Annotated in this window: 10 protein-coding genes and 1 tRNA gene; 3 read left to right on the top strand and 8 right to left on the bottom strand. The window is 45.7% G+C overall.

Annotation, left to right across the window (positions count from 1 at the left end; all coding sequences use genetic code 11):
* From A3Q3_RS0101530 to A3Q3_RS0101520, 3 genes are all read right to left on the bottom strand, one after another.
* Complete coding sequence (locus A3Q3_RS0101530) at nucleotides 1–2,553, bottom strand: circularly permuted type 2 ATP-grasp protein (protein ID WP_020181803.1); 2,553 nt, start codon at nucleotides 2,551–2,553, stop codon at nucleotides 1–3.
* A gap of 12 nt (nucleotides 2,554–2,565) precedes the next feature.
* Nucleotides 2,566–5,865, bottom strand: coding sequence for a DUF2126 domain-containing protein (locus A3Q3_RS0101525; RefSeq protein WP_020181802.1), 3,300 nt, complete (start codon nucleotides 5,863–5,865; stop codon nucleotides 2,566–2,568).
* Nucleotides 5,866–6,063: 198 nt separating this feature from the next.
* The gene (locus tag A3Q3_RS0101520) at nucleotides 6,064–6,267 is read right to left on the bottom strand and encodes a cold-shock protein (protein ID WP_020181801.1); all 204 of its coding nucleotides are present in this window, start codon (nucleotides 6,265–6,267) and stop codon (nucleotides 6,064–6,066) included.
* 360 nt (nucleotides 6,268–6,627) lie between these two features.
* On the opposite strand from A3Q3_RS0101520, the gene infA reads away from it, so the two are divergent.
* Both infA and mqo read left to right on the top strand, forming a co-directional pair.
* Nucleotides 6,628–6,888 carry a translation initiation factor IF-1 gene (gene infA / locus A3Q3_RS0101515; RefSeq protein WP_020181800.1) on the top strand — a complete coding sequence of 87 codons (261 nt, stop codon included), beginning with the start codon at nucleotides 6,628–6,630 and terminating at the stop codon, nucleotides 6,886–6,888.
* A 121-nt stretch (nucleotides 6,889–7,009) separates the two neighbouring features.
* On the top strand, nucleotides 7,010–8,503 hold the full coding sequence (mqo, locus tag A3Q3_RS0101510; RefSeq protein WP_020181799.1) for a malate dehydrogenase (quinone): 1,494 nt from the start codon (nucleotides 7,010–7,012) through the stop codon (nucleotides 8,501–8,503).
* 23 nt (nucleotides 8,504–8,526) lie between these two features.
* Here the strand turns inward: mqo and A3Q3_RS0101505 are convergent, their stop codons facing one another.
* Genes A3Q3_RS0101505 through rnr form a run of 3 tightly spaced genes read right to left on the bottom strand, consistent with a single transcriptional unit; the run spans nucleotide 8,527 to nucleotide 12,205 of the window.
* On the bottom strand, nucleotides 8,527–8,871 hold the full coding sequence (locus A3Q3_RS0101505; RefSeq protein WP_020181798.1) for a DUF1294 domain-containing protein: 345 nt from the start codon (nucleotides 8,869–8,871) through the stop codon (nucleotides 8,527–8,529).
* A 15-nt stretch (nucleotides 8,872–8,886) separates the two neighbouring features.
* Nucleotides 8,887–9,639, bottom strand: a complete 753-nt coding sequence (gene rlmB, locus A3Q3_RS0101500; protein WP_020181797.1) for a 23S rRNA (guanosine(2251)-2'-O)-methyltransferase RlmB — start codon at nucleotides 9,637–9,639, stop codon at nucleotides 8,887–8,889.
* Between the two features lie 52 nt (nucleotides 9,640–9,691).
* Nucleotides 9,692–12,205 carry a ribonuclease R gene (rnr, locus tag A3Q3_RS13475; RefSeq protein ID WP_020181796.1) on the bottom strand — a complete coding sequence of 838 codons (2,514 nt, stop codon included), beginning with the start codon at nucleotides 12,203–12,205 and terminating at the stop codon, nucleotides 9,692–9,694.
* Between the two features lie 39 nt (nucleotides 12,206–12,244).
* On the opposite strand from rnr, the gene A3Q3_RS0101490 reads away from it, so the two are divergent.
* A tRNA-Leu gene (locus A3Q3_RS0101490) sits at nucleotides 12,245–12,329 on the top strand.
* Nucleotides 12,330–12,892: 563 nt separating this feature from the next.
* Here A3Q3_RS0101490 and A3Q3_RS0101480 read toward each other — a convergent pair.
* Both A3Q3_RS0101480 and A3Q3_RS13470 read right to left on the bottom strand, forming a co-directional pair.
* The gene (locus A3Q3_RS0101480; RefSeq protein WP_020181794.1) at nucleotides 12,893–16,534 is read right to left on the bottom strand and encodes an autotransporter domain-containing protein; all 3,642 of its coding nucleotides are present in this window, start codon (nucleotides 16,532–16,534) and stop codon (nucleotides 12,893–12,895) included.
* The gene (locus A3Q3_RS13470) at nucleotides 16,534–20,661 is read right to left on the bottom strand and encodes a TonB-dependent receptor domain-containing protein (RefSeq protein ID WP_020181793.1); all 4,128 of its coding nucleotides are present in this window, start codon (nucleotides 20,659–20,661) and stop codon (nucleotides 16,534–16,536) included. The genes A3Q3_RS0101480 and A3Q3_RS13470 overlap by 1 nt, the downstream gene beginning before the upstream one ends.
* Between the last annotated feature and the right edge of the window lie 12 nt (nucleotides 20,662–20,673).

Here is a 20,673-nt window from a genome sequence, read left to right as displayed (position 1 = left end):
TTAATAGCGCTCCATGGCGGGCAATCCGCTATAGCTAAAAAAGCGCAAATTAAGCTGGTCTGAGATATCAATGCTTTTCTTATACGTATCATTGAGCCAAATCAGTAGCGTGGAGCTGCCATGGTAAAGCGCTAAATCCGGGTCCAATGCTTTCAAACTTTCTAATCGCTCTATAAATACAGCTTCATGCGCCCCACCACCATAGTTGGCAGACACTTCTGCGAGGTATTTGACCATGCCTTTCAGTTGGAAAATCATGGCATTTGGATTGTGTTCATCCATCAACAATAAATCCAAAACAGGCAACCATTCTGGCTGTGCAGAATAACGCGCACGATAGGTCACAATGCTATCGGTCAGCTCAAGCAACCAATCTAGATTGCTCTCAGGCGGCATGGTCAATGCGTGCTGGAGCAGTACGCACAAAAATTGTAAGCGTTCAATACGCCTGCCCAAGGACATAAATCGCCAACCTTGGTCTCGTGTCATGCCATCCAATGTAAAACCAGACAACGTGACCAAAGAAGCCGAGGTCTCATTCAAATGCTCTAATGTCTCTGTCAGCGTGGGCATATGCTTGCTATGCGTAAAACGTTGCGACATTTGATTGATAATGCGCCAGTTATCGCCAGATAAACGCTCACGTATATTAAACGCCAGTTGAAAAAACTGTTGTATGCTGCTTTGCAAGCTATGGTCTTTACTTGAGAACACAGCGTGTATAAGCTGGCGTTCAATCTCTTCATCGCTCAAGTCATCCGGCTCAATTGTGGAGGTGTCCTGATCACTGTCTACATCTGCATCAGGAATCAAGCCGTACCACATACACACACTACGCAACGTCGTCCACTCAATGGGGCGATGCTCACCAGAAAACTCCATTAAGAATTGAATCGCAATGCGAATCAACCGTGTGGTGTGCCCATTACGTATAGTGTAGCGGCCAAACCAAAACAGATTCTCCACCATGCGGCTGGAAAGATAGGTATTGCCACGCACCAAATCCCTGCTCGACATAGTGCGACGCAACAAACTGCTGTAATAGGTTGCTGTGGGAGATGTAATCCAAGTATCTTTGCTGGTACCGCCACGTTGCATGGTAATCACGCGCTCGTCTTTGCCACTGGCAATACGTGCCAGCCCACCCGGCATAATCGCGTAGCCATTGGGCGTTGCACAGGCATACACCCGTAAGCCAATCGCCAACGAGTTTAGATTAGGCTTATGATGTGCGCTCCAAGCAGGCGCTTGCGAGATCTTGACCTGCTCTTGTGCAATATAATTCTGTGGATTTTCGCGCAACTTCTCAATCAAGGCATCGAGCCCTTCGGCAGTTAAATCTTCACCAAAGATGGGATGCTGATTGATTTGTGGAAACGCAGGCTTAATGACCAGTTCATGCAGGTTGGCAATCACTGTCTCCAATGCGCTGGGCTCCCCGCACCACCAAGTCGCCACGGAAGGCATCTTCAGCGATTCCCCCAGAAAGCGCTCACACAGCTTAGGCAAAAACCCTAACAATGCGCCGGATTGTAAAATGTTGGAGCCCAAGGAATTGGCAATCACCACGTGGCCTTGCCTAGTAGCTTGTGCCAACCCCGCCACCCCAAGTAGCGAGTCAGCATTCAGTTCCAAAGGATCACAAAAATCATCATCCAAGCGCCGTAAAATCACGTGTACAGCTTTCAGCCCAGAAATAGTTTTAAGCCAGACAATGCCATTACGTACAGTTAAATCACTGCCCTGCACCAGCGGAAAACCCAGATAACCAGCCAAATAGGATTGCTCATGGTAGGTTTCGTTATAAGGGCCTGGCGTCAGTATGACAATTAGTGGTTGCTCGCCTTCGCTCAGCGATAAAATTTCTGGGTGCACCACGCTTTGCTTTTGCGCGCACAGCCGCCCCCAGTGCGATAGACTGTCGCGCATGCTGGTAAAAAAGCCACTTAAACGCTGAATATTTAAATCACGGAATAGATCCGGAAACGCGCTAGAAATAATGGTGCGATTTTCCAGCGCATAGCCAGCGCCAGTAGGTGCTTGCGTACGGTCAGACACCACCCACCATTGGCCATTGGGCGCGCGCGCAATATCCACTGCATATAAATGCAAGGCAATATTGTCTTCATGCTGCACGCCATGGCAGGGCCGTAAAAAACCTGCGTGCCCATGCACCAAGGCAGAAGGCAGTAAACCTTCGCTCAAGGTCTGTTGTGCGCCGTAAATATCTAATAACACCTGATTAAGTAATGTGGCACGTTGGGCAACAGCAGCCGCAATGTGTGCCCATTCTTCATGCGGTAAAATAAACGGCAGCGCATCTAAATCCCAAGGGCGTTGTAGCCCATTGGTATCCGCATATACATTGTAAGTCACGCCGTTGTCGCGTACTTGGCGCTGAATCGCCTCAACGCGATGGCGCATCTGTGATGCCGGCTCATTCGCCAAGGTTTCTATCAGTGCTTGCCAATGCGGATGCGGCAAGCCGTTAGCGTCTAACAGCTCGTTGTAGTGATCAACCTGACACGGAATTTGATAAAGAATTGATTGCATAACCCAAACAGTTTAATGGGCTTGCCATCTAAGGTCTAGTGTAAATGGAAAACGCGGATTCCTTGGCTCCTGCGCTACTGTCATTTTACCCGGCGTATGCCCATGCCCCCAAAACCGAGTAAAGCGTCTTGCCTCTGCTTCATTTGCATTCACTGGAAAACTCGCATAATTACGCCCACCAGGATGCGATACATGATAAGTACAACCACCAATTGCGCGACCACTCCAAGTATCCACCAAATCAAATACCAGTGGCGCTTGTACATCAATGGTTGGATGCAGGGCTGACCACGGACGCCAGGCACGGAAGCGAACACCCGCCACAAATTCCCCGGCAATGCCAGTAGGTTGTAACGGCAGCGGGCGACCATTACAGGTGACGATATGGCGACCATCGGTCATGCCACGCACACGCAGTTGCATACGCTCTACTGACGAATCCACATAACGCGCGGTACCACCACCACTCATTTCCTCGCCCAGCACATTCCAAGGCTCAATGGCTTGCCGTAGCTCCAGCTCAATACCATGATAAGCCACCGTGCCATAGCGCGGAAATCTAAACTCCACAAAAGGATCAAACCAGTGTTTTTCAAACTTGTAGCCAAATGCGCGTAAATCCGCCACGACATCGGCCATATCTTGCGCAACAAAGTGCGGCAACATCCAACGATCATGCAGCTCTGTGCCCCAGTGAATCAACTTACCTTGATAAGGTTCTTTCCAAAACCTTGCTACCAATGCACGCAGCAACAAGCTTTGCAGCAAGCTCATGCGTGCATGCGGTGGCATTTCAAATGCACGAAACTCAACCAAACCCAAGCGCCCAGTGGGCCCATCAGGCGAATAGAGTTTATCAATCGAAAATTCGGCGCGATGCGTATTGCCGGTTAAGTCCACCAATAAGTTGCGTAATAAACGGTCTACTAGCCAAGGCTTTTCACTTTCGGCCATGTCTGGCAATACCTTATCCATTTGCTGAAATGCAATGGAAAGCTCATATAAATTATCATCTCTGGCTTCATCTACGCGTGGTGATTGGCTGGTTGGACCAATAAAAGTACCCGAGAATAAATAAGACAGCGCTGGGTGGTTTTGCCAGTAAGTAATCAAGCTTTTGAGTACATCCGGGCGCCTTAACATCGGGCTATCCGCAGCGGTTACGCCACCCAATGTGGCATGATTACCGCCACCTGTACCTGTATGGCGGCCATCTAACATAAATTTCTCGGTGCCCAATCGCGCGAGCCTAGCCTCTTCGTATAGCACCGTCATTTTATCCACCAGCTCTTGCCAATTGGCAGAAGGATGAATATTCACCTCAATGACACCGGGGTCTGGCGTCACACTTAATACTTGGATACGCGCATCACGTGGCGGCGTATAGCCTTCAATCCACAGTTTCAATTTCAGTTTGGCCGCTGTATTCTCTACTGCAGTAGCCAACGCCAAATAGTCTTCCAAACGTGTGACTGGTGGCATAAATACATACAACCGGCCTGCACGTACTTGCACACAAAGTGCAGTATGAATCACTTCTTTGGGGAGTGGCTTTGCAGATTGATGCTTAACACTGACTGTTGGTTTAAGACTGCTTGCCTCATATTCCGCCAAAGACGCTAGCTCAACAAACGTATCCAGCGGAAACTCCGCTTCCATCTCCTTGGGTAGCTTCCATGGCAAAGAGCTTAACGGCAAGCGCAAACCCATTGGAGAGTCCCCACTAAGCAAATACAGATGCTCACGTTTGAGCGGCCATTTACTGGTGAGCCATTCCCCTGCCTTTTTAGTGTCAACTGGCTTAATCGGCATGACAAAACCAACCACCGCACCTAAATCAGTTTCTAACAATCGCGCTAAGCGACGACGCTCTTCACTGTCTTTCAAATTCGCTTCTAGCGGATCAATGTTTTCGGGCAGGTTTTGCTCAAAATTAATTTGCGACAATACATCTTCATAGGCGGGAATCAAGCACGCCTGTGGAAAATGTAACTCCATGGCCAAGTGCCGCGCAAAGAGCTCTGCTTCTTTAGCGGTGTAGCCATCTGCTACGCCTTCCTCGGAGAATAAACTAGCATCACGCCAAATAGGCTTGCCATCTACACGCCAATACATATTAATGGCCCAGCGTGGCAACGGTTCACCTGGATACCATTTGCCTTGCCCATAATGTAGCAAACCTCCTTTGGCAAAATGCGCTTTTAACTTCAATGCAAGCTTACCTGCCAACTCGCGCTTCTTTTCACCATGTGCCAGCGTATTCCACTCTGGGCCATCCATATCATCAATAGACACGAACGTAGGCTCACCGCCCTGCGTTAGCCTTACATCTTGCTTTTTAAGGTCAGTATCTACTTTTTTGCCAAGCCGATCGATCTTTGCCCAATCATCCTCGCTATAAGGCTTTGTTACACGCGGGTCTTCGTGAATGCGGGTAATCGTCATTTCATGCTGAAACGTCACTTCGGCAATATCGGTGAAGCCTGTTACCGGCGCAGCAGAAGATGGTACCGCGGTACACGCCAAAGGAATATGTCCCTCGCCCGCCATCAAGCCGGATGTAGGATCTAGGCCTATCCACCCTGCACCAGGCACATACACTTCGGCCCAAGCATGCAAGTCTGTAAAGTCCACGGTAGTACCACTGGGGCCATCTAACGCTTTGATATCAGCAGTGAGTTGAATGAGGTACCCAGACACAAAACGTGCTGCCAACCCTAAATTGCGTAAAATCTGCACCAGCAGCCACGCACTATCACGGCAGGAGCCAGTGCGCTTAGTCAAGGTTTCTTCTGGCGTTTGCACACCTGGCTCCATGCGCACCAAGTAACCAATGTCACGCTGCAAGTGTTGATTCAGTGCCACCAAGAAATTTGCAATGCCTAACTCCGGTTGCACAATGTCGCGTTTAGCTTGTGTAATCCATTCTGTTAGTAAAATGGATGTAGGTTCTGGCTTTAAATATGCACCAAGTTCGTACGCCTGTTGCTCTGTATAGTGAAATGGAAAATGCTCCGCGTACTTTTCTACAAAGAAATCAAATGGATTAATCACGGTCATGTCTGCCACTAAATCGACCGTAAAATCGAGCGCACGCACCTTTTCGGGGAATACGTACCGTGCAATGTAATTGCCGTAAGGGTCTTGCTGCCAATTCACAAAATGTTGCGACGGATTTACTGTAATGGAATAAGACAGTATGGGCGTACGTGCGTGTGCGGCTGGCTTTAAGCGAACTTCGTGGGGGGAGAGGCTAACAAGCCGGTCAAATTGATAACTGGTTTTATGATGTAATGCGACGCGAATTGCCACTTCATTCCCTCAACAGCTTAATTTAAAGATTGTTTTATGAATAGCAATGCAGGAACCATGCCAAAGCGCATATTCACTACAGCGACCACCACTGTCAGTGTAGCCCAAGCAAACCTTATGGGTAAAAAAAATGGCCCGATAAGGGCCATTTTTAAGAATTCTATTGTTTAGAATTCACAAGTTTGAATTCTAGGTGAATTAAGCTTTTTGAATGTTAGAAGCTTGTTTACCTTTTGGACCATCTGTCACGTCAAAACTAACGCGATCGTTTTCTTTCAAACTTTTGTAGCCGCTATCAACGATAGCTGAGAAATGTGCGAATAAATCGTCACCGCCTGCGTCAGGAGTAATGAAACCAAAACCTTTTGCATCATTAAACCACTTTACAATACCTGTTGCCATAATATTACTTTCTTACTTTAAAAAGGGAGGCACCCTGAAAGTTTTTACTTTCCAAAAAAAAAGAGTCATCAAGACTCATCAAATTAAAATTTAAAAACGCCTAATGCACCTTGTACGCCCTATATAAAACCGAGTCAAGCTTTATTTTAACTCTTTGCGATAATCTTCACATTAATGGTCTTATTGCAACAAATTTGCTATATAGAGGCATCAGGTCTATACTTCGCCCACTTTGAATGTGCATATAGCACATATTCACATAATATCCCTAAGTAGTGCTCAACAAACACTACAATTTGCTTGCAAGCTCCTCTGAGATTGTTGCGTAAAACGGGTCTCATTACAGATTGGAGTGCAGACATGGCTAAAGAAGAGCTGATTGAAATGAACGGCGTGGTCGATGAAATTTTACCCGACTCACGTTATCGCGTCACACTAGAAAACGGACATAAATTAATTGCGTATACCGGCGGAAAAATGAAGAAAAATCATATCCGCATTTTGGCCGGGGATAAAGTCACGCTAGAACTATCGCCTTACGATATCAATAACGGTCGCATTACCTTTAGACATATTGAATCCAAAGGTAGTTTTACACCGGTAAAACGACGCTCATATTAAAAACTGCGTTCAAACCTAGCAGAACCTTTTGCCAGCCATCGTGCTGGCTTTTTATTTTTAAAGCGTATAACTCACTATTATAATAGAGGCTTTGCTTAACTCTTAACTTTGGAAAGAACGCGTGGCGCATTTAGAAACAGATATATTGTTGGTAGGTGGTGGCATCATGAGTGCAACTTTAGGCACACTCTTTCATGCGCTTGACCCAAGCTTAACCATCACTATGGTAGAGCAGCTTGCCGATGTCGCCTTAGAAAGTTCTGATGCACTGAATAACGCAGGCACTGGCCACGCAGGGTATTGTGAGCTGAACTACACGCCACAAGCTGATGATGGCAGCATCGGCATTCAGCGCGCGCTCAATATCAATGCCGCCTTTGAGGTTTCACTGCAATATTGGGCACACTTGGTAGAAACAGGCGCACTCCCCTCACCCAACCGCTTTATGACCAAGACACCACACTTGAGCTTTGTTTGGGGTGAAAAGAATATTGCGTTTTTACGCCAACGGGTCGCCCAACTCAAGCAACATCATCTGTTTGCAGACATGCAATATTCAGAAACACCCGAACAACTGCAAGCATGGATGCCATTGATGATGGCCAATAGACATCATGGCGAATCACTGGCTGCCAGCTATATTGGACATGGCGCCGATATTGATTTTGGTGCACTCACACGCTATATGGTGAGATATCTGCAATCTAGCCCAAGCTTCACCTTACTCAAACAAACCAAAGTCAGCAACCTGACCAAAGTGAAAAATCGCGCCAAAGACAATACCTGGCATGTGCACTTGCAAGATTTGCAAACAAAACATAAACAAACTGTTAAAGCGAAATTCGTATTCTTAGGCGCGGGCGGCGGTGCATTACCCTTACTGCAAAAAGCCAATATTGACGAAAGTAAAGGCTATGGTGGGTTTCCGGTCAGCGGCCAATGGCTGATTTGCCACAATGAAGCCGTCATTGCACAGCATTACGCCAAAGTGTATGGCAAAGCTGCCGTGGGCGCGCCACCTATGTCGGTACCACATTTGGATACCCGTGTTATCAACGGCAAGCGTGCCTTATTGTTTGGGCCATTTGCAGGGTTCACTACCAAGTTTTTAAAAGGCGGCTCTAAGCTTGATTTAGCCAAATCGCTCAAGATGAACAACTTAAAAGCCATGATCAGTGTGGGCCGCCACAATATGGATTTAACCAAATACTTGATTAAAGAAACCAAGCAAACCCATGCGCAGCGCATGAACGCTTTACGTGATTTTCTACCGGATGCGAACGCTAGCGATTGGACCTTGGAAAATGCCGGGCAACGTGTGCAAATTATTAAAAACAGCGAAGAGAAATGGGGCAAGCTAGAGTTTGGTACCGAGATTGTTGCCGCTAAAGATGGCACCCTTGCTGCCCTACTCGGTGCATCACCCGGTGCATCTGTCAGCGTACAAGCTATGCTGGATGTACTCCAACGCTGTTTTAAAGACCGCGTTGCAGAAGCAGATTGGCAACACAAGCTGAAAGCTGCTATTCCATCTTACGGTGAATCGCTGGTTGACAATGCAGAGTTACTGAAACGGGTAAGACAACATACGCATCAAACGTTAGGTTTGATGTAATCGCCATATACACGCTACTTTTGCTAGCGTGTGACTAACCACCCAAGCACAAATAGGTTGATACCCACTGTTACCCAAAAGATCAGCCTGAACTCTCTTTTGACAGACTTATGGCGCAATATTGATTGCGCCAATATTGCCCCTGGCCAACCGCCCACCAATGCCAGCACATGCAAAGTGCTTTCTGGTATTCGCCAACGATTGCCTTTTGCTGCTGCTTTATCCATCGCATAAGCAATAAATGTCAGTGCCGCAATCACTGCATAGACTTTAACAATGAACATAGACTGCTGGCTTGTGAAGATAAACCAGCCCAAGCTAGCTAAAGAGACTATGATGAGTGCTCTGCGAAGCCAAATGTATTGCATATAACAAGTCCTTGATTAAGCGTTTAAATTACGCTGTCTGCGCACCTCGTATAAACACATACCGCTAGCCACACTAACATTCAAACTCTCAACAGAACCATACATTGGAATTGTCACCAACGCATCGCACGTTTCGGCCGTCAAGCGGCGAATGCCTTCACCTTCTGAGCCTAAAACGATGGCAATCGGGCCATCAAGCTTGGTATTGAGGAGCGTGCTAGGTGCATCCATGGTGGTACCGACTACAGTGACCCCTGCGTCTTTTAACTCACGCAAAGTACGCGCCAGATTCGTCACAGCAATAAATGGCACCGTCTCCGCTGCACCGCTGGCGACTTTTCTTACGGTTGCATTCAAGCCCACTGCACGGTCTTTCGGTGCAATCACGGCATGCACGCCCATGGCATCAGCCACACGTAGGCATGCACCTAAGTTATGCGGGTCTTCTACGCCATCCAGCACCAAGAAAAAAGGCGGCTCTTTGAGATCTGACTCTAAAATATCGTGAATGTCTTTATATGGAATCGGCGTATCCACTACACGTGCAATCACGCCTTGATGACGACCATTTAAACCTGCCATTCCATCTAAACGGCTGCGCTCTACTTGCATGACACGCACGCCGGCACTGTCTGCCATATTGAGCAAATCTTTCATACGTGCATCGACACGATCACGGTCGATCAAAATTTCTTGGATACTGGTGCTGTGTTGGCGCATGCGGCTTAATACCGCGTGGAAGCCAAATAAAATTCGGGACTCTGACATACTGCTTACTCACTTATTCATTCAATTAGAAAATACGTTCATTTAAAACAGATTAACGTTTAGGTTTGCCTTTATTTTTTTGATCTTTTAGGCGTTGTTTATGCTTTGCCGGAGGTTTGGTGGCTTTACCAGCACTAGGCTTTTGGTGTGCAGACTTAGCAGCATTGGGCTGCTTAGCCTTTGCGTTATTAGAGACACTACGCTCTTTTTTGGCCTGCTCTAAGGCACGTGTTGTTTTTGGTTTGCTTTCCACAACACGTTCCACCAATGGTTTGCTTACGCGTAATGTTTTTTTGCCAGACTCGCCTTCAGCGGTTGATTGGTTGCTTGGTATATCGCTTAGCGTGTCATCTATCACCTGTTTGGATTTACCGTTACTCAGCCCGCCATTACTCACTAGGGTAAAATCCATCTTGCTGGTTTCTAAATCTACGCGCGCGACTTTGATGGTGAGACGATCTCCCAAGCGGTAGCGCATCCCTGATCGTTCGCCCAGCATTTCGTGGCGTGCTTTATCGAACACAAAGTAATCATTGCCCAACTCTGTCACGTGTAACAAGCCTTCTACGTACACCTCATCTAACGCCACAAACAGACCAAAGCTGGTCACGCCAGCCACTGTACCTTCAAATACTTCACCAATCTTATCTTGCATGTAGAAGCATTTCAGCCAGTTCGTCACATCGCGTGTCGCATCATCTGCACGTCGCTCGGTCATGGAGCAATGTGTGCCCAAGCCATGCCAGTCTTTGGCGTTATATTTCTCACCATTCACCACCGCTTTAATCGCACGGTGAATCAATAAATCTGGGTAGCGTCGAATCGGCGAAGTGAAATGCGCATAGGCATCATATGCCAAGCCAAAATGGCCAGCGTTATCTGGGCTATACACAGCTTGCTGCATAGAGCGCAACATCACCGTTTGTAATAACTGTGCATCCGGACGCTCTTTAATGCGTGCCATGAGCTTACCGTAATCTTTAGCTTGTGGTTTTTCACCACCGCCTACACCAAATCCAAATTCACCCATAAACAGGCGCAATGCTTCCAACTTCTCTGGCGTGGGGCCTTCGTGGATACGATAAAGAGCCGGATGCTCGTGCGACATCAAAAACTCTGCTGCGCAGACATTGGCTGCGAGCATGCACTCTTCAATCAGTTTATGCGCCTCGTTACGGGTGCTTGGCACAATCTTGTCAATCTTGCCGTTGTCGTTAAAAATCATCATGGTTTCAGAGGATTCAAACTCAATCGCACCGCGCTTTTCGCGCTGTTTGAGCATGAGTTGATACACACTATATAAGTGCTGCAAATGTGGCATTAACCAAGTGTATTCTTGTGCCAACTCCCCTTCTGGGTTTTGCAGTATTTCATACACTTTGGTGTAGGTCATGCGTGCTTTTGAGCGCATCACCGATGGATAGAATTTGTATTGTTTAACTACGCCCAAGCCGTCTACTTGCATATCACACACCATGCACAAACGCTCTACATCCGGGTTGAGCGAGCACAGGCCGTTTGAAAGCGCTTCTGGCAACATCGGAATCACGCGGCGTGGGAAATACACGGAATTACCGCGATCAAACGCTTCTTTGTCTAGCGCATCGCCTGGTTTCACATAAAAGCTCACATCGGCAATCGCTACTACCAAGCGCCAACCTTTGCCTTGTGGTTCGGCAAATACAGCATCATCAAAGTCACGCGCAGTTTCACCATCAATCGTAATCAGCGGTAGTTCACGTAAATCAATACGCCCTTTGTAGTCGGCTGGCTGTACTGTTTTGGGGTAAGCCTCAGCTTGCTTAATCGCTTCCGGCTTAAATTCGTAAGGCAATTTATGTTTACGCAGCGCGATTTCGATTTCCATACCGCTATCTGCATAATTACCCAAAATTTGTACGATTTTACCCATGGGCATGGCGTGCGAAGAAGGCTGCTCTGTGAGCTCCACCACTACGACTTGGCCGACTTTTGCATCCATATCTAGATGGTAGGGAATGAGAATGTCTTGATTGATACGTTTATCTTCTGCCGCTACTATGGTGACGCCTTGGCCGCGCATCACGCGCCCAACCAGCGTTTTATTGGCGCGCTCAAGCACTTCTACAATTCTACCTTCCGGACGCCCTTTTCTATCCAAGCCAGCCATACGCACCATGGCACGGTCGCCGTGCATCACTTGCGCCATTTCACGCGGCCCCAAGAACAAATCGTCAGGATGTTTTAGTTTGTCATCCGGCACTAAAAAGCCAAAGCCATCAGGGTGACCAAACACCACACCAGGGATTAAATGAATTTTCTCTGGTAGACACAATGCGCCTTTGCGGTTGCGAATGATTTGACCTTCGCGCTCCATGGCATTGAGGCGTTTACCAAAAATCTCTCGCTCGCTGGTATCTATATCCAGCAACACGTATAATTGCTCTGTACTCAAGGGGATGCCTTGGTCAGAGAGCACTTGTAATATCAGCTCGCGGCTTGGTAATGGCGTTTCATATTGCGCAGCTTCACGCTTGGCATATGGATCATTTTCACGCGAACTATTTTTACTTTTTTTAATTGACAAGAATTGTGCTTTCTATAAAATGCGCCGCAAGTACAGGATGCCCAGATGGCGGAATTGGTAGACGCGCTAGTTTCAGGTACTAGTATCGAAAGATGTGGAGGTTCGAGTCCTCTTCTGGGCACCATCTAATAAATTTCAACATTTAAAATCAATAACTTATATCAAAATCAAGATAAAGTTACCCGCAAAACTATCCGTAAAAATTTTATTTATGGTTGTTTGACACAACATTCGGTCAGTTTACACCATTTAGTTTTGATTTAGATTTAACTTCCAGGTTGACTGAAATAAAAAAACCGCTTAATTGGCGGTTTAAATTATTTAATGCGTATTGAAGCCTAAGCTCACCAGCTAGCACTTTTCTAGATAGTATCAAAAGACTACTAGCGGCTAACTGTAAACTTTGGAAACAAAGAATCAAACTATATAAAATTACCGATCCTCAAAAATGCAAATTGTTACTTCTTTATTAAACGTTACACGTAATCCAACTCGGGCAGCAATGTGCTCAATATTACTAATTAACGCATCATGATCATTCATTTCTTGATTCAAATTGATACAAAATTCCGAGTAAAATCCATGCTGTTTTACTTCGTTCACAATCGTAGCAGTATCTGCAAATTCTGCAGACCTTACATACTGGGATGTTGTTATATGCTTTATTAACATGTATTAAACTCTCACTTACTGGCTAATCGCCATGCTGTTCTCTCGCACTATCAACCAGCGACCATCTCTGTTCTCTAAACCCACTACTTTTCGCACGGATGTTTGTTGTGCATCAGCAACCATCGTTTGGGTAAACACAGCGATGGCTTGGTTGCCATTCGGTTCTATCGTTAGATACGATACATTGATAGCAGGGTTATTCTCTTTGCTGATCTCTGCCTTGCGTTTGCGTTCCCACTGTTGGCGACTGCTTCCATCTGGCGTAATAAAGTCTGTTGCATAGGTATTAAAATAAACATCCAGATTTTTATTACCTAACGCTGCAGTCCAATTCTTAATAGTGGTATCAATGGCTTGTTGATTTTCATCCAACACATTTTCATCATCAGCTAATTGCGTTTCTGGCTGTATGGCTTGATTAATCGCTGCAATATCTTTTTCTGTTGCGCCAAATTTTTGCTCTGGTACTTTTTTTGCCGCCATATTGGCTAGCTTGGCTTTTGCTGCCGTTTTATAGCTTGGCGCTTTATCAAAGTCATAGCGTAAATTTAATGTCATGGTTTGACCAAAGTACTGCTTACGTATATTGGCGTCATAGGTGGTTAATAATGTCACCTGGTCATTTTCATCGTCGCCAGTCAGGCGCAGGCTAGCGCCCAAAACAAAATCATCTCGCACAGGATTAATGCCTGGGCTAAGAAAGCTGTTACCGCCTGCAGCAAAACGTGCAGTTGTGTCTTGCGCGATATCACCAAATTCATGGCGATATAACCCATGTAACTCCAGTTCTGCGGCCCAGTCATTTTGTTGCAAGGTATAAATGGCTTTAGCTCCAAATCCACCACGCACAGAGTCAAAAGTACGGCCATCTATTTTTAAGTTGGTAGGTGTTTGACCCTGATTAAATTGAGGTATGCCATTGATATAGACTGGCTGTGGCGCTAAGTCAGGCCGAGTAGTAGAGTCTAATAATGGTGTTAAAGATTTACCGTTTTCGCTATAACCACTTTCCTTAATATGGCTGTAATCCAGGGATGCCAATGGTATAAAAGTAAAACTATCACTCATTAATAATGGCATACCCACATCGACCCGGCTAGAGAACTGCCAGCTATCGTGGCGGCCAATAGCGGTATTTTCTAACAATCGACGATACGTTTCATAAGTATTACGCCCTACTCCAACCATGCCATTGATATACCAATTATCCATTGCCCATGAAGCATAAGCGGCGCCTAAAAAGCTATTGATATCCGAACGATTATTAACGGTGTTACCCGTATTGGTCACATTGCCACGTGCGTAAGCTACAGCGAATCCTACTTGTTGATTGCCGGCAGCATCCAAGGCTTGGTCGATACCTGCTGCAAAGCCAGCTGCTGAACTAGTGTAGCCATCAAATTGCTGCAAGCCATTCTGTAAACCTCTATCACCAAACCCTTGTACCCAGATAGCTTTGCTTAACGTAGGACTGCCGTCTTCAAGGTTACTTAACTTTCCTGTCGTAGCTACTTGCATATTTTCTGGCGTTGCCTTGAGATAGTTATTGGTCAGCCGCGATTCTAAAATACCAAACACTTTATCGGTATTACCTTGCACCATACGGAAAGCACCATCATTGGTTTCCGGGTGCAAGCGCTCTGCAGCTTGTACTAGATTTTCATCGCGCTGGGCTAAAAGTTGAGCTTGCAAGCCCAAAAACAAGCTCTCGCTTCCTGTATAAGAAAATAGCGCATCGACTGCATTTTTGGCGGCAGTAGTCAGTTTAGGCGCTAAAAAATCAGTCACTCCAATATTGGCAGTAATGACCAAATCGCCAGTGCTTGTACTAGCTAACCATTGCAATAAACTGTTGGCGTTTTCAATCGTTGGTATTCCACTGGCATTATTAGCGATGGTGCGTGTCTCACCATTACGAATATTTGTGTAAGTACCAAATGCACTTAAATTAACGACAGGAGCCAACGTGCTGCCAGCATCAAAAGTAGCGGTACCTGTATTATTGAAATGACCTTGAGTCGTAGGTGTTACATTCAACTGCACTTTAGATCCGGCATTCATTACAAGGTTACCGTCAACCTCCAAAGTATTGCTGTTGAGATTGATCGTGCCGTTATTTACTAAATTGCCCGCTACCCTACTCACAATATTAAGTGGATTAGTTGGGTTATTGCTGTCTTGCAGTAATTCAACTGTCGTATTCTGGCCAATGGTGATTAATGGGGCGGTTAAAATTGATGCTACTGTTAATTCGACCAAGTTAGCATTTAAGTTGATGCTATCTGTAACATTAACGTTGTTTCCCAGCTTAAAGCCATTGCCTGTGAGGTTATAGCTGGTAAATCCTGTCACATTACCGTTGCTATTGATAATTTGACATTTTGTGGTGTCAGTAGAGGTAAGCCCGTTTGCACAATTCAGATTCAATGTGTTGATGCCTAAACCATTTGCCGTAAAACTACCGCCATTTAAAAACTGAGCGCTGATGTTGATTGTATTCACAGAGTCTGCAGTTGCGATGATATTCATCTGCCCGCTATAACCGCCCCTGTCTGTAATATCGTTCATGGTAAAAGTACGCGCGCCATGAATGGGCGTTTGTGGTGTTGCCACACCGCCAACAACATCCACAACGGCAACTTCACGTTGGTCAATAAAAATATTACTACTAAAACCATTAGCATTTGTACTGTTGATTACATGCTCACCAGAACCTAAGTAAATATTGCCACTCAAAAATCCGCTATTGTTAATCGTGCTGTTTCTAATCCCGACATCATCGGTTGAATATGCCAAAGGTAATTCAACACCGTTCTGTTGAAAGTATTGAGTCTGCGCAGCGACTAGCAATGGATTACGATCTACAGCATAAATATTGCCATATAGTCCGCCACCATTGGTGTTGATCAATGTTGTGCCCGCGCCAAAGCTGACCACGTTGCCAATGATATTGGCAAAACCGCCATTTGTCGTATTGTTGATGGTCAGTAGTGGTGTATTTGTAAACACCGTAGCAGTAAAATGAGTAGGCGAAAAATCGCCTGAGCTCGAAATAAATCCAAGTATGCTGTTGGTACTATTTGGATATCCGGCAACATTATAAATATCCATATTATTGATGGTTAAAGCATCCACATTGGCGCCTGCACTTATTACCGCAGCATATCCAGCCAGAACAGGGCCTAGGCCGTCCCTGTCGTTATAAAGCAGTCCGTCTAAATCAGTGCTCCAACCTGCTGGATTAAAATTACCGGCAGACCTATCCATGGTTAATAAACCACCAATATTGTTAATGGTAACGGCGTAATTTCCACTAAAACTAATGGCACTTGTTGCGCCCACATTATTAGATGAATGTGTGATCGTTGCCTGCCCACCAAACGTATCTGAATAACTGGTTTCAGTCGTGATGTTGCTAAAGGTAGCTGTACCACTTGAGTTATCAATGATTAATCTGCCTGCCAAGCTTGTATCTACATTTTGGCTGGCAGAACTGCAGCTATAGGTACCATCGCCGTTGTCGACGCATGGATCGGCATATGCGCTATGGACTACCGCTAAGTAATTCAGGGCTGATAAAACAGAAATACGTATTAAATGATTATTTAATTTAATTCTGTTTGATTTACTTGGGTTAAATTTTAATGATCGATTCATTATTTCGCCTCCCTGTAAGCTAGGGTATTTGCTTTAGTCATCACTGTATTTTTAGGGCTGTCTAACCGTTGCAAACTACTTGCCTTTTCATGGGTAGCCTCTATTGGTTTATTGGGTGTAGTCATCACATGATTAGTAGGCGTGGTTTGCTCACGCGTGATTTGCCAGCGCCCATCTTTAAGTTCAAACGTAAGTGCTTTTAAAACCGATTGTTCCTGATGATTCGCTGCTGTCTTTTGATCAAATACTGCTACTAAACGCTTGCCTTCAGGTACTACCACTAGATTATCTAAACCTACAGACTCACCAGCACTCAACACAAAGCGCATTTTTTCCGTCTCTATCCATTGCTCGCGATTTATCCCAGGCGGGCTATAGCCTTCGGCATACATGGCCAAGTAAGCACTTATTTGATTTTCGGCCAACGCTTTACGCCACACCTCTACGTTGTCGATCACTTCTTGCTTAGCCACCTTGGTAGATATTTGCGTACGTTTAAGTAAAGGTAACGCTTTGATAGTATCCAACTGCTTATTAAATGCAGCTTCTTCAATACTTGGCACATTGCTAGGGGGGTCAATATCGATTAGATTAGGTTCGGTGATTGTGGCCGTATTCAGCGCGGTTTTTTTAGAGCGGTCAAAATCATAGCTAAGCGAAAACCATACACCGCGTGGTGCGCCGGCAGAGATAAATTGCGATGGGATCCATTCACTTGAATTGTAATTAAATCCACCTGGCCCAATTGCACCAAAGGTAGATGGCGCAATTGGATTGATGCCTAAACGTCCTGCGGTGTAGTATTTTTTGTCTAATACATTATTAATCAGGGCACTTGCGGCCCAACCACCGCCTAAGTCATAGCGTGCGTTCATATTAATGACTGCATAACCCGGTGATTTGCCGCTGTAATTGTTGTCTGGTAATTTGATTGCGACCGGCCTACCTTGGTTTTGAAGATTTCTGATTACTATTGGGCCTTGGCTTGGCGTATGCGCATTGTTTTCATTGCCCCGCAAAAACGAATCGCTATGCGCTACCACCGTGGTATTGATTTTAAATTTTGGGGTTAATTTATAACCCCAGTTGAAGTTGATATTATTGAATGGCACCCCCGGCATTACATTACCGGGCTTAACTTGAATCATATTTTCGTTTACACCATAGTAGCCCCTGCTACTGTTATTAGGGCTGATGGTATTGAATCTGGATTGAAAAGTTGCTTCAGTGAGTGAGTAGTTAATCCTGAAGTCAGACTTGCCGTATTCACCAGCTAAGCCAAACTCTATACCTTGGCGGCGCGTATTACCTATGTCTTGAAAAAAACTAAGCTCTGGGGTGAGCGAAGTCATATAAATATCATTACGCAGATCTGTGCGGTATGCAGTGATATTCCATTCAAGGAACTCACTAAACTTGCCACGCGCCCCAGCTTCTAAGGTTTGTGCTTTCACTTGTGGCAAGTATGGATCGCCAGACAAAGTACTAGGGAGCGCACAGCCACGGCCTTCAACGATACTGCGTGGCGCAAGTATATCGTTCCCATTTTGATCTTTACCCCTGCTGACTAGTGTGCCATCGTAAGCGCAACCCAGCTCTATCACCGAAGGTACACGCGTACCTTGACTCCAGTTAGCATATATATTGAGATTAGGTTTAGCCTGCCAAGTAGCGCCTATTGCAGGATTAAAGCGTTGATATTTGAATTTTTCAGTGGCACCAGGGAGTATTGTTAAGGGTGCCCCACCACCAAAATAATAGGGATTGACTGCAGGTATCGGTTTAGATAAGTCAATCGGGCTATTTGCAATGGTGTCACCCGGCACCACTACCGCGCCATCCAATAGATAATGATTGTAGAAATTAAAGCTCGTTAAGTTGCGCTCGGCCACCCTAGGCGCAACAGTGTTACTAACTTTGGTATGGTTATAACGACCAGAAACTGACAAATTCAGGGTCTGTGTCGGGCTCCATGTTTCACTCACGTACAAGCTTTTAGTGGTGGAGCTACCGTTAAACTTATTAATTTCAAAATCATGGTCTGCTGCGTAATATTCCTCACCCAGCATCAGTGGGTCGCTGTATACATTTCTCTTATTATCCATCACACCTAAACGCTGCTTTGCACCATAATCCGAAGAAGACTGAACGATTGCGCTGCCGAACATCAACTTATGTTGATCCAGATTAAAGTTGATTTGTACATTCGCACCTTTTGTCGTTTGTTCAATACCCGATTTAGTGATGATGCCAGTAGGAGTGCCTTCAACTACCCCCGCAGCTTTACCACCAGAGACAATGTCATTTGCCCCATCTCTATCTCGATAAGGTAAAGCCGCTAATATTAACTGCTCTCCCAATTTGCCAGTATTCAACCCTGCGCTCTGTAAAACACAAGTATCGGCATTAATGGGGGGGGCGGTAAATATATGCTTGGTGGCAATCACATTCCCATCTACATCCCTATCATCGTAAGTAAGCCCAAAGCCCGGACTAAGCATTTGGGAAAGGTGTCCGCCCCCACTCGGGGTATCAATCCAACCGTCATTGGAGAGCGGACTGATGATTGGATTGCTTTTTAAAGTGTTTTGTATCGCTGCAAATAAATCTGGTGGCAAATCAGCATTGAGCGTGGCTAAACTATAATCGTAGTTAAAAGGTGTGCCGTTACCGGAAAACAAAAAAGGGAATAACATACTATCGTCCAGTACGTAATAATTGGGCACCCCGTCTTGATTACTGTCAGCTACTGCGCAATTAATCGTTTCACCTGGTGCGGCACGGCGGCTTGCATGATGGCTTGCACTGGCATCAGGATCATTAAATGATTCATAGTCAATAATATCGCCAGTACTTGATCTACGATTACTCTGCCTGTGATAGACCTGTCCTGTAATATTCACCTTGTCATTCACATCAAACGCACCGGCAATTTGAAACTGTATCAATTTATTTCTGGTGACATCTGGCGAGGTGAATACGGCCGCGGGATCTTCCCGATATAGCTCTTGTGGCACAGTACCGTTACCTGTCAGCTTGTTCACAACCCCTAACGCGGAGAATGCAAGCGAGGCACGGTCACCTTGCCATTCCAATTTACCAAAGGCTTGATTCACTTTACTGGGTGAGTTATCACGCCAGCCATCTTCCATAAACAGGTTAACCGCACCAAATGCAGCATAGTCACCTGTGGTATCCCAGCTGCCTTCTTCCTTTATGGCGTTGTTCCAGCCACCAGAGGCTTGCAGTTGTTTGCGGCCAAATGAACCTGCCAGCACTTCAGCAGAGATGCCGGCATCTGTAAAACCGCTTTTGGTTTTCATGGTTAGTGCGCCACCCAGTGTGTTTAAACCATAAAGTGGATTTGAACCAGGAATGAGATCAAAACCAGAGAGTGCGTTCATGGGCAGCATGTCCCAGTTCACGACATCACCAAAGGGCTCATTCACGCGGATGCCATCAAAGAACACTGATAGGCCTTGAGGTGACCCTATCTGCGGGCTGGCGGTAAAGCCACGGTAAGTCACGTCCATTTGAAATGGGTTACCTTGATAATCATTCACATTGACCGACTGCAGTTTGGAGTTTAATAAGTCTGCTAGGCTTAACGAGTGGGCTTCTTTGATTTCTTTGGCAGTAATACTTTGAATATTGCCTGCAATTTGCTCTTTGGTGAGAGCAAGACCCGGCATAGGACCAAGTTGTTTAAATCGTTTAGCGCGGACGTTGATTTCATCGAGTTGGATAGTTTTATCTTCCTGAGGCGCTTGGGATATTCGAGCACTATCGCCAGTTATCGTAGCGGATAAACCACTACCCGAAAGTAGTTTTTGAAGCGCCTCTTTACGAGTCATACGCCCTTTAACACCGGGAGCGCGTGTCTTATGGGCCAAATCACTATCATATGAAACATCCATGCCAGATAATAAAGAAAACTGACTTAACGAAATATCCAATGGTTGAGATGGCAGATCAATCGTAACCAACATCTCTGCTTCTTTTTTAGCCGGAAGCTTAGTGTTTAGCTCAGCAGCTTGCAGATGCGATGCGATGAATCCTGTGAAAAGCGCTATAACAATTTTCTTGCGCTTAAAGTGCATGTTGCTATCACGTGTATGGTTAGACATCCGGTATTCCAA

This window comes from Methylotenera sp. 1P/1 (assembly GCF_000384355.1).
Lineage (GTDB): Bacteria > Pseudomonadota > Gammaproteobacteria > Burkholderiales > Methylophilaceae > Methylophilus.
Note: the sequence above shows the minus strand (reverse complement) of the source record. Positions and strands in the feature narration are given on the sequence as shown.

Excerpts from the sequence above, each read along its gene's own strand:
- A3Q3_RS0101530 (WP_020181803.1), bottom strand. The coding sequence starts at position 2,553 with ATGCAATCAATTCTTTATCAAATTCCGTGTCAGGTTGATCACTACAAC.
- A3Q3_RS0101520 (WP_020181801.1), bottom strand. The coding sequence starts at position 6,267 with ATGGCAACAGGTATTGTAAAGTGGTTTAATGATGCAAAAGGTTTTGGT.
- infA (WP_020181800.1), top strand. The coding sequence starts at position 6,628 with ATGGCTAAAGAAGAGCTGATTGAAATGAACGGCGTGGTCGATGAAATT.
- A3Q3_RS0101505 (WP_020181798.1), bottom strand. The coding sequence starts at position 8,871 with ATGCAATACATTTGGCTTCGCAGAGCACTCATCATAGTCTCTTTAGCT.
- rlmB (WP_020181797.1), bottom strand. The coding sequence starts at position 9,639 with ATGTCAGAGTCCCGAATTTTATTTGGCTTCCACGCGGTATTAAGCCGC.
- A3Q3_RS0101480 (WP_020181794.1), bottom strand. The coding sequence starts at position 16,534 with ATGAATCGATCATTAAAATTTAACCCAAGTAAATCAAACAGAATTAAA.
- A3Q3_RS13470 (WP_020181793.1), bottom strand. The coding sequence starts at position 20,661 with ATGTCTAACCATACACGTGATAGCAACATGCACTTTAAGCGCAAGAAA.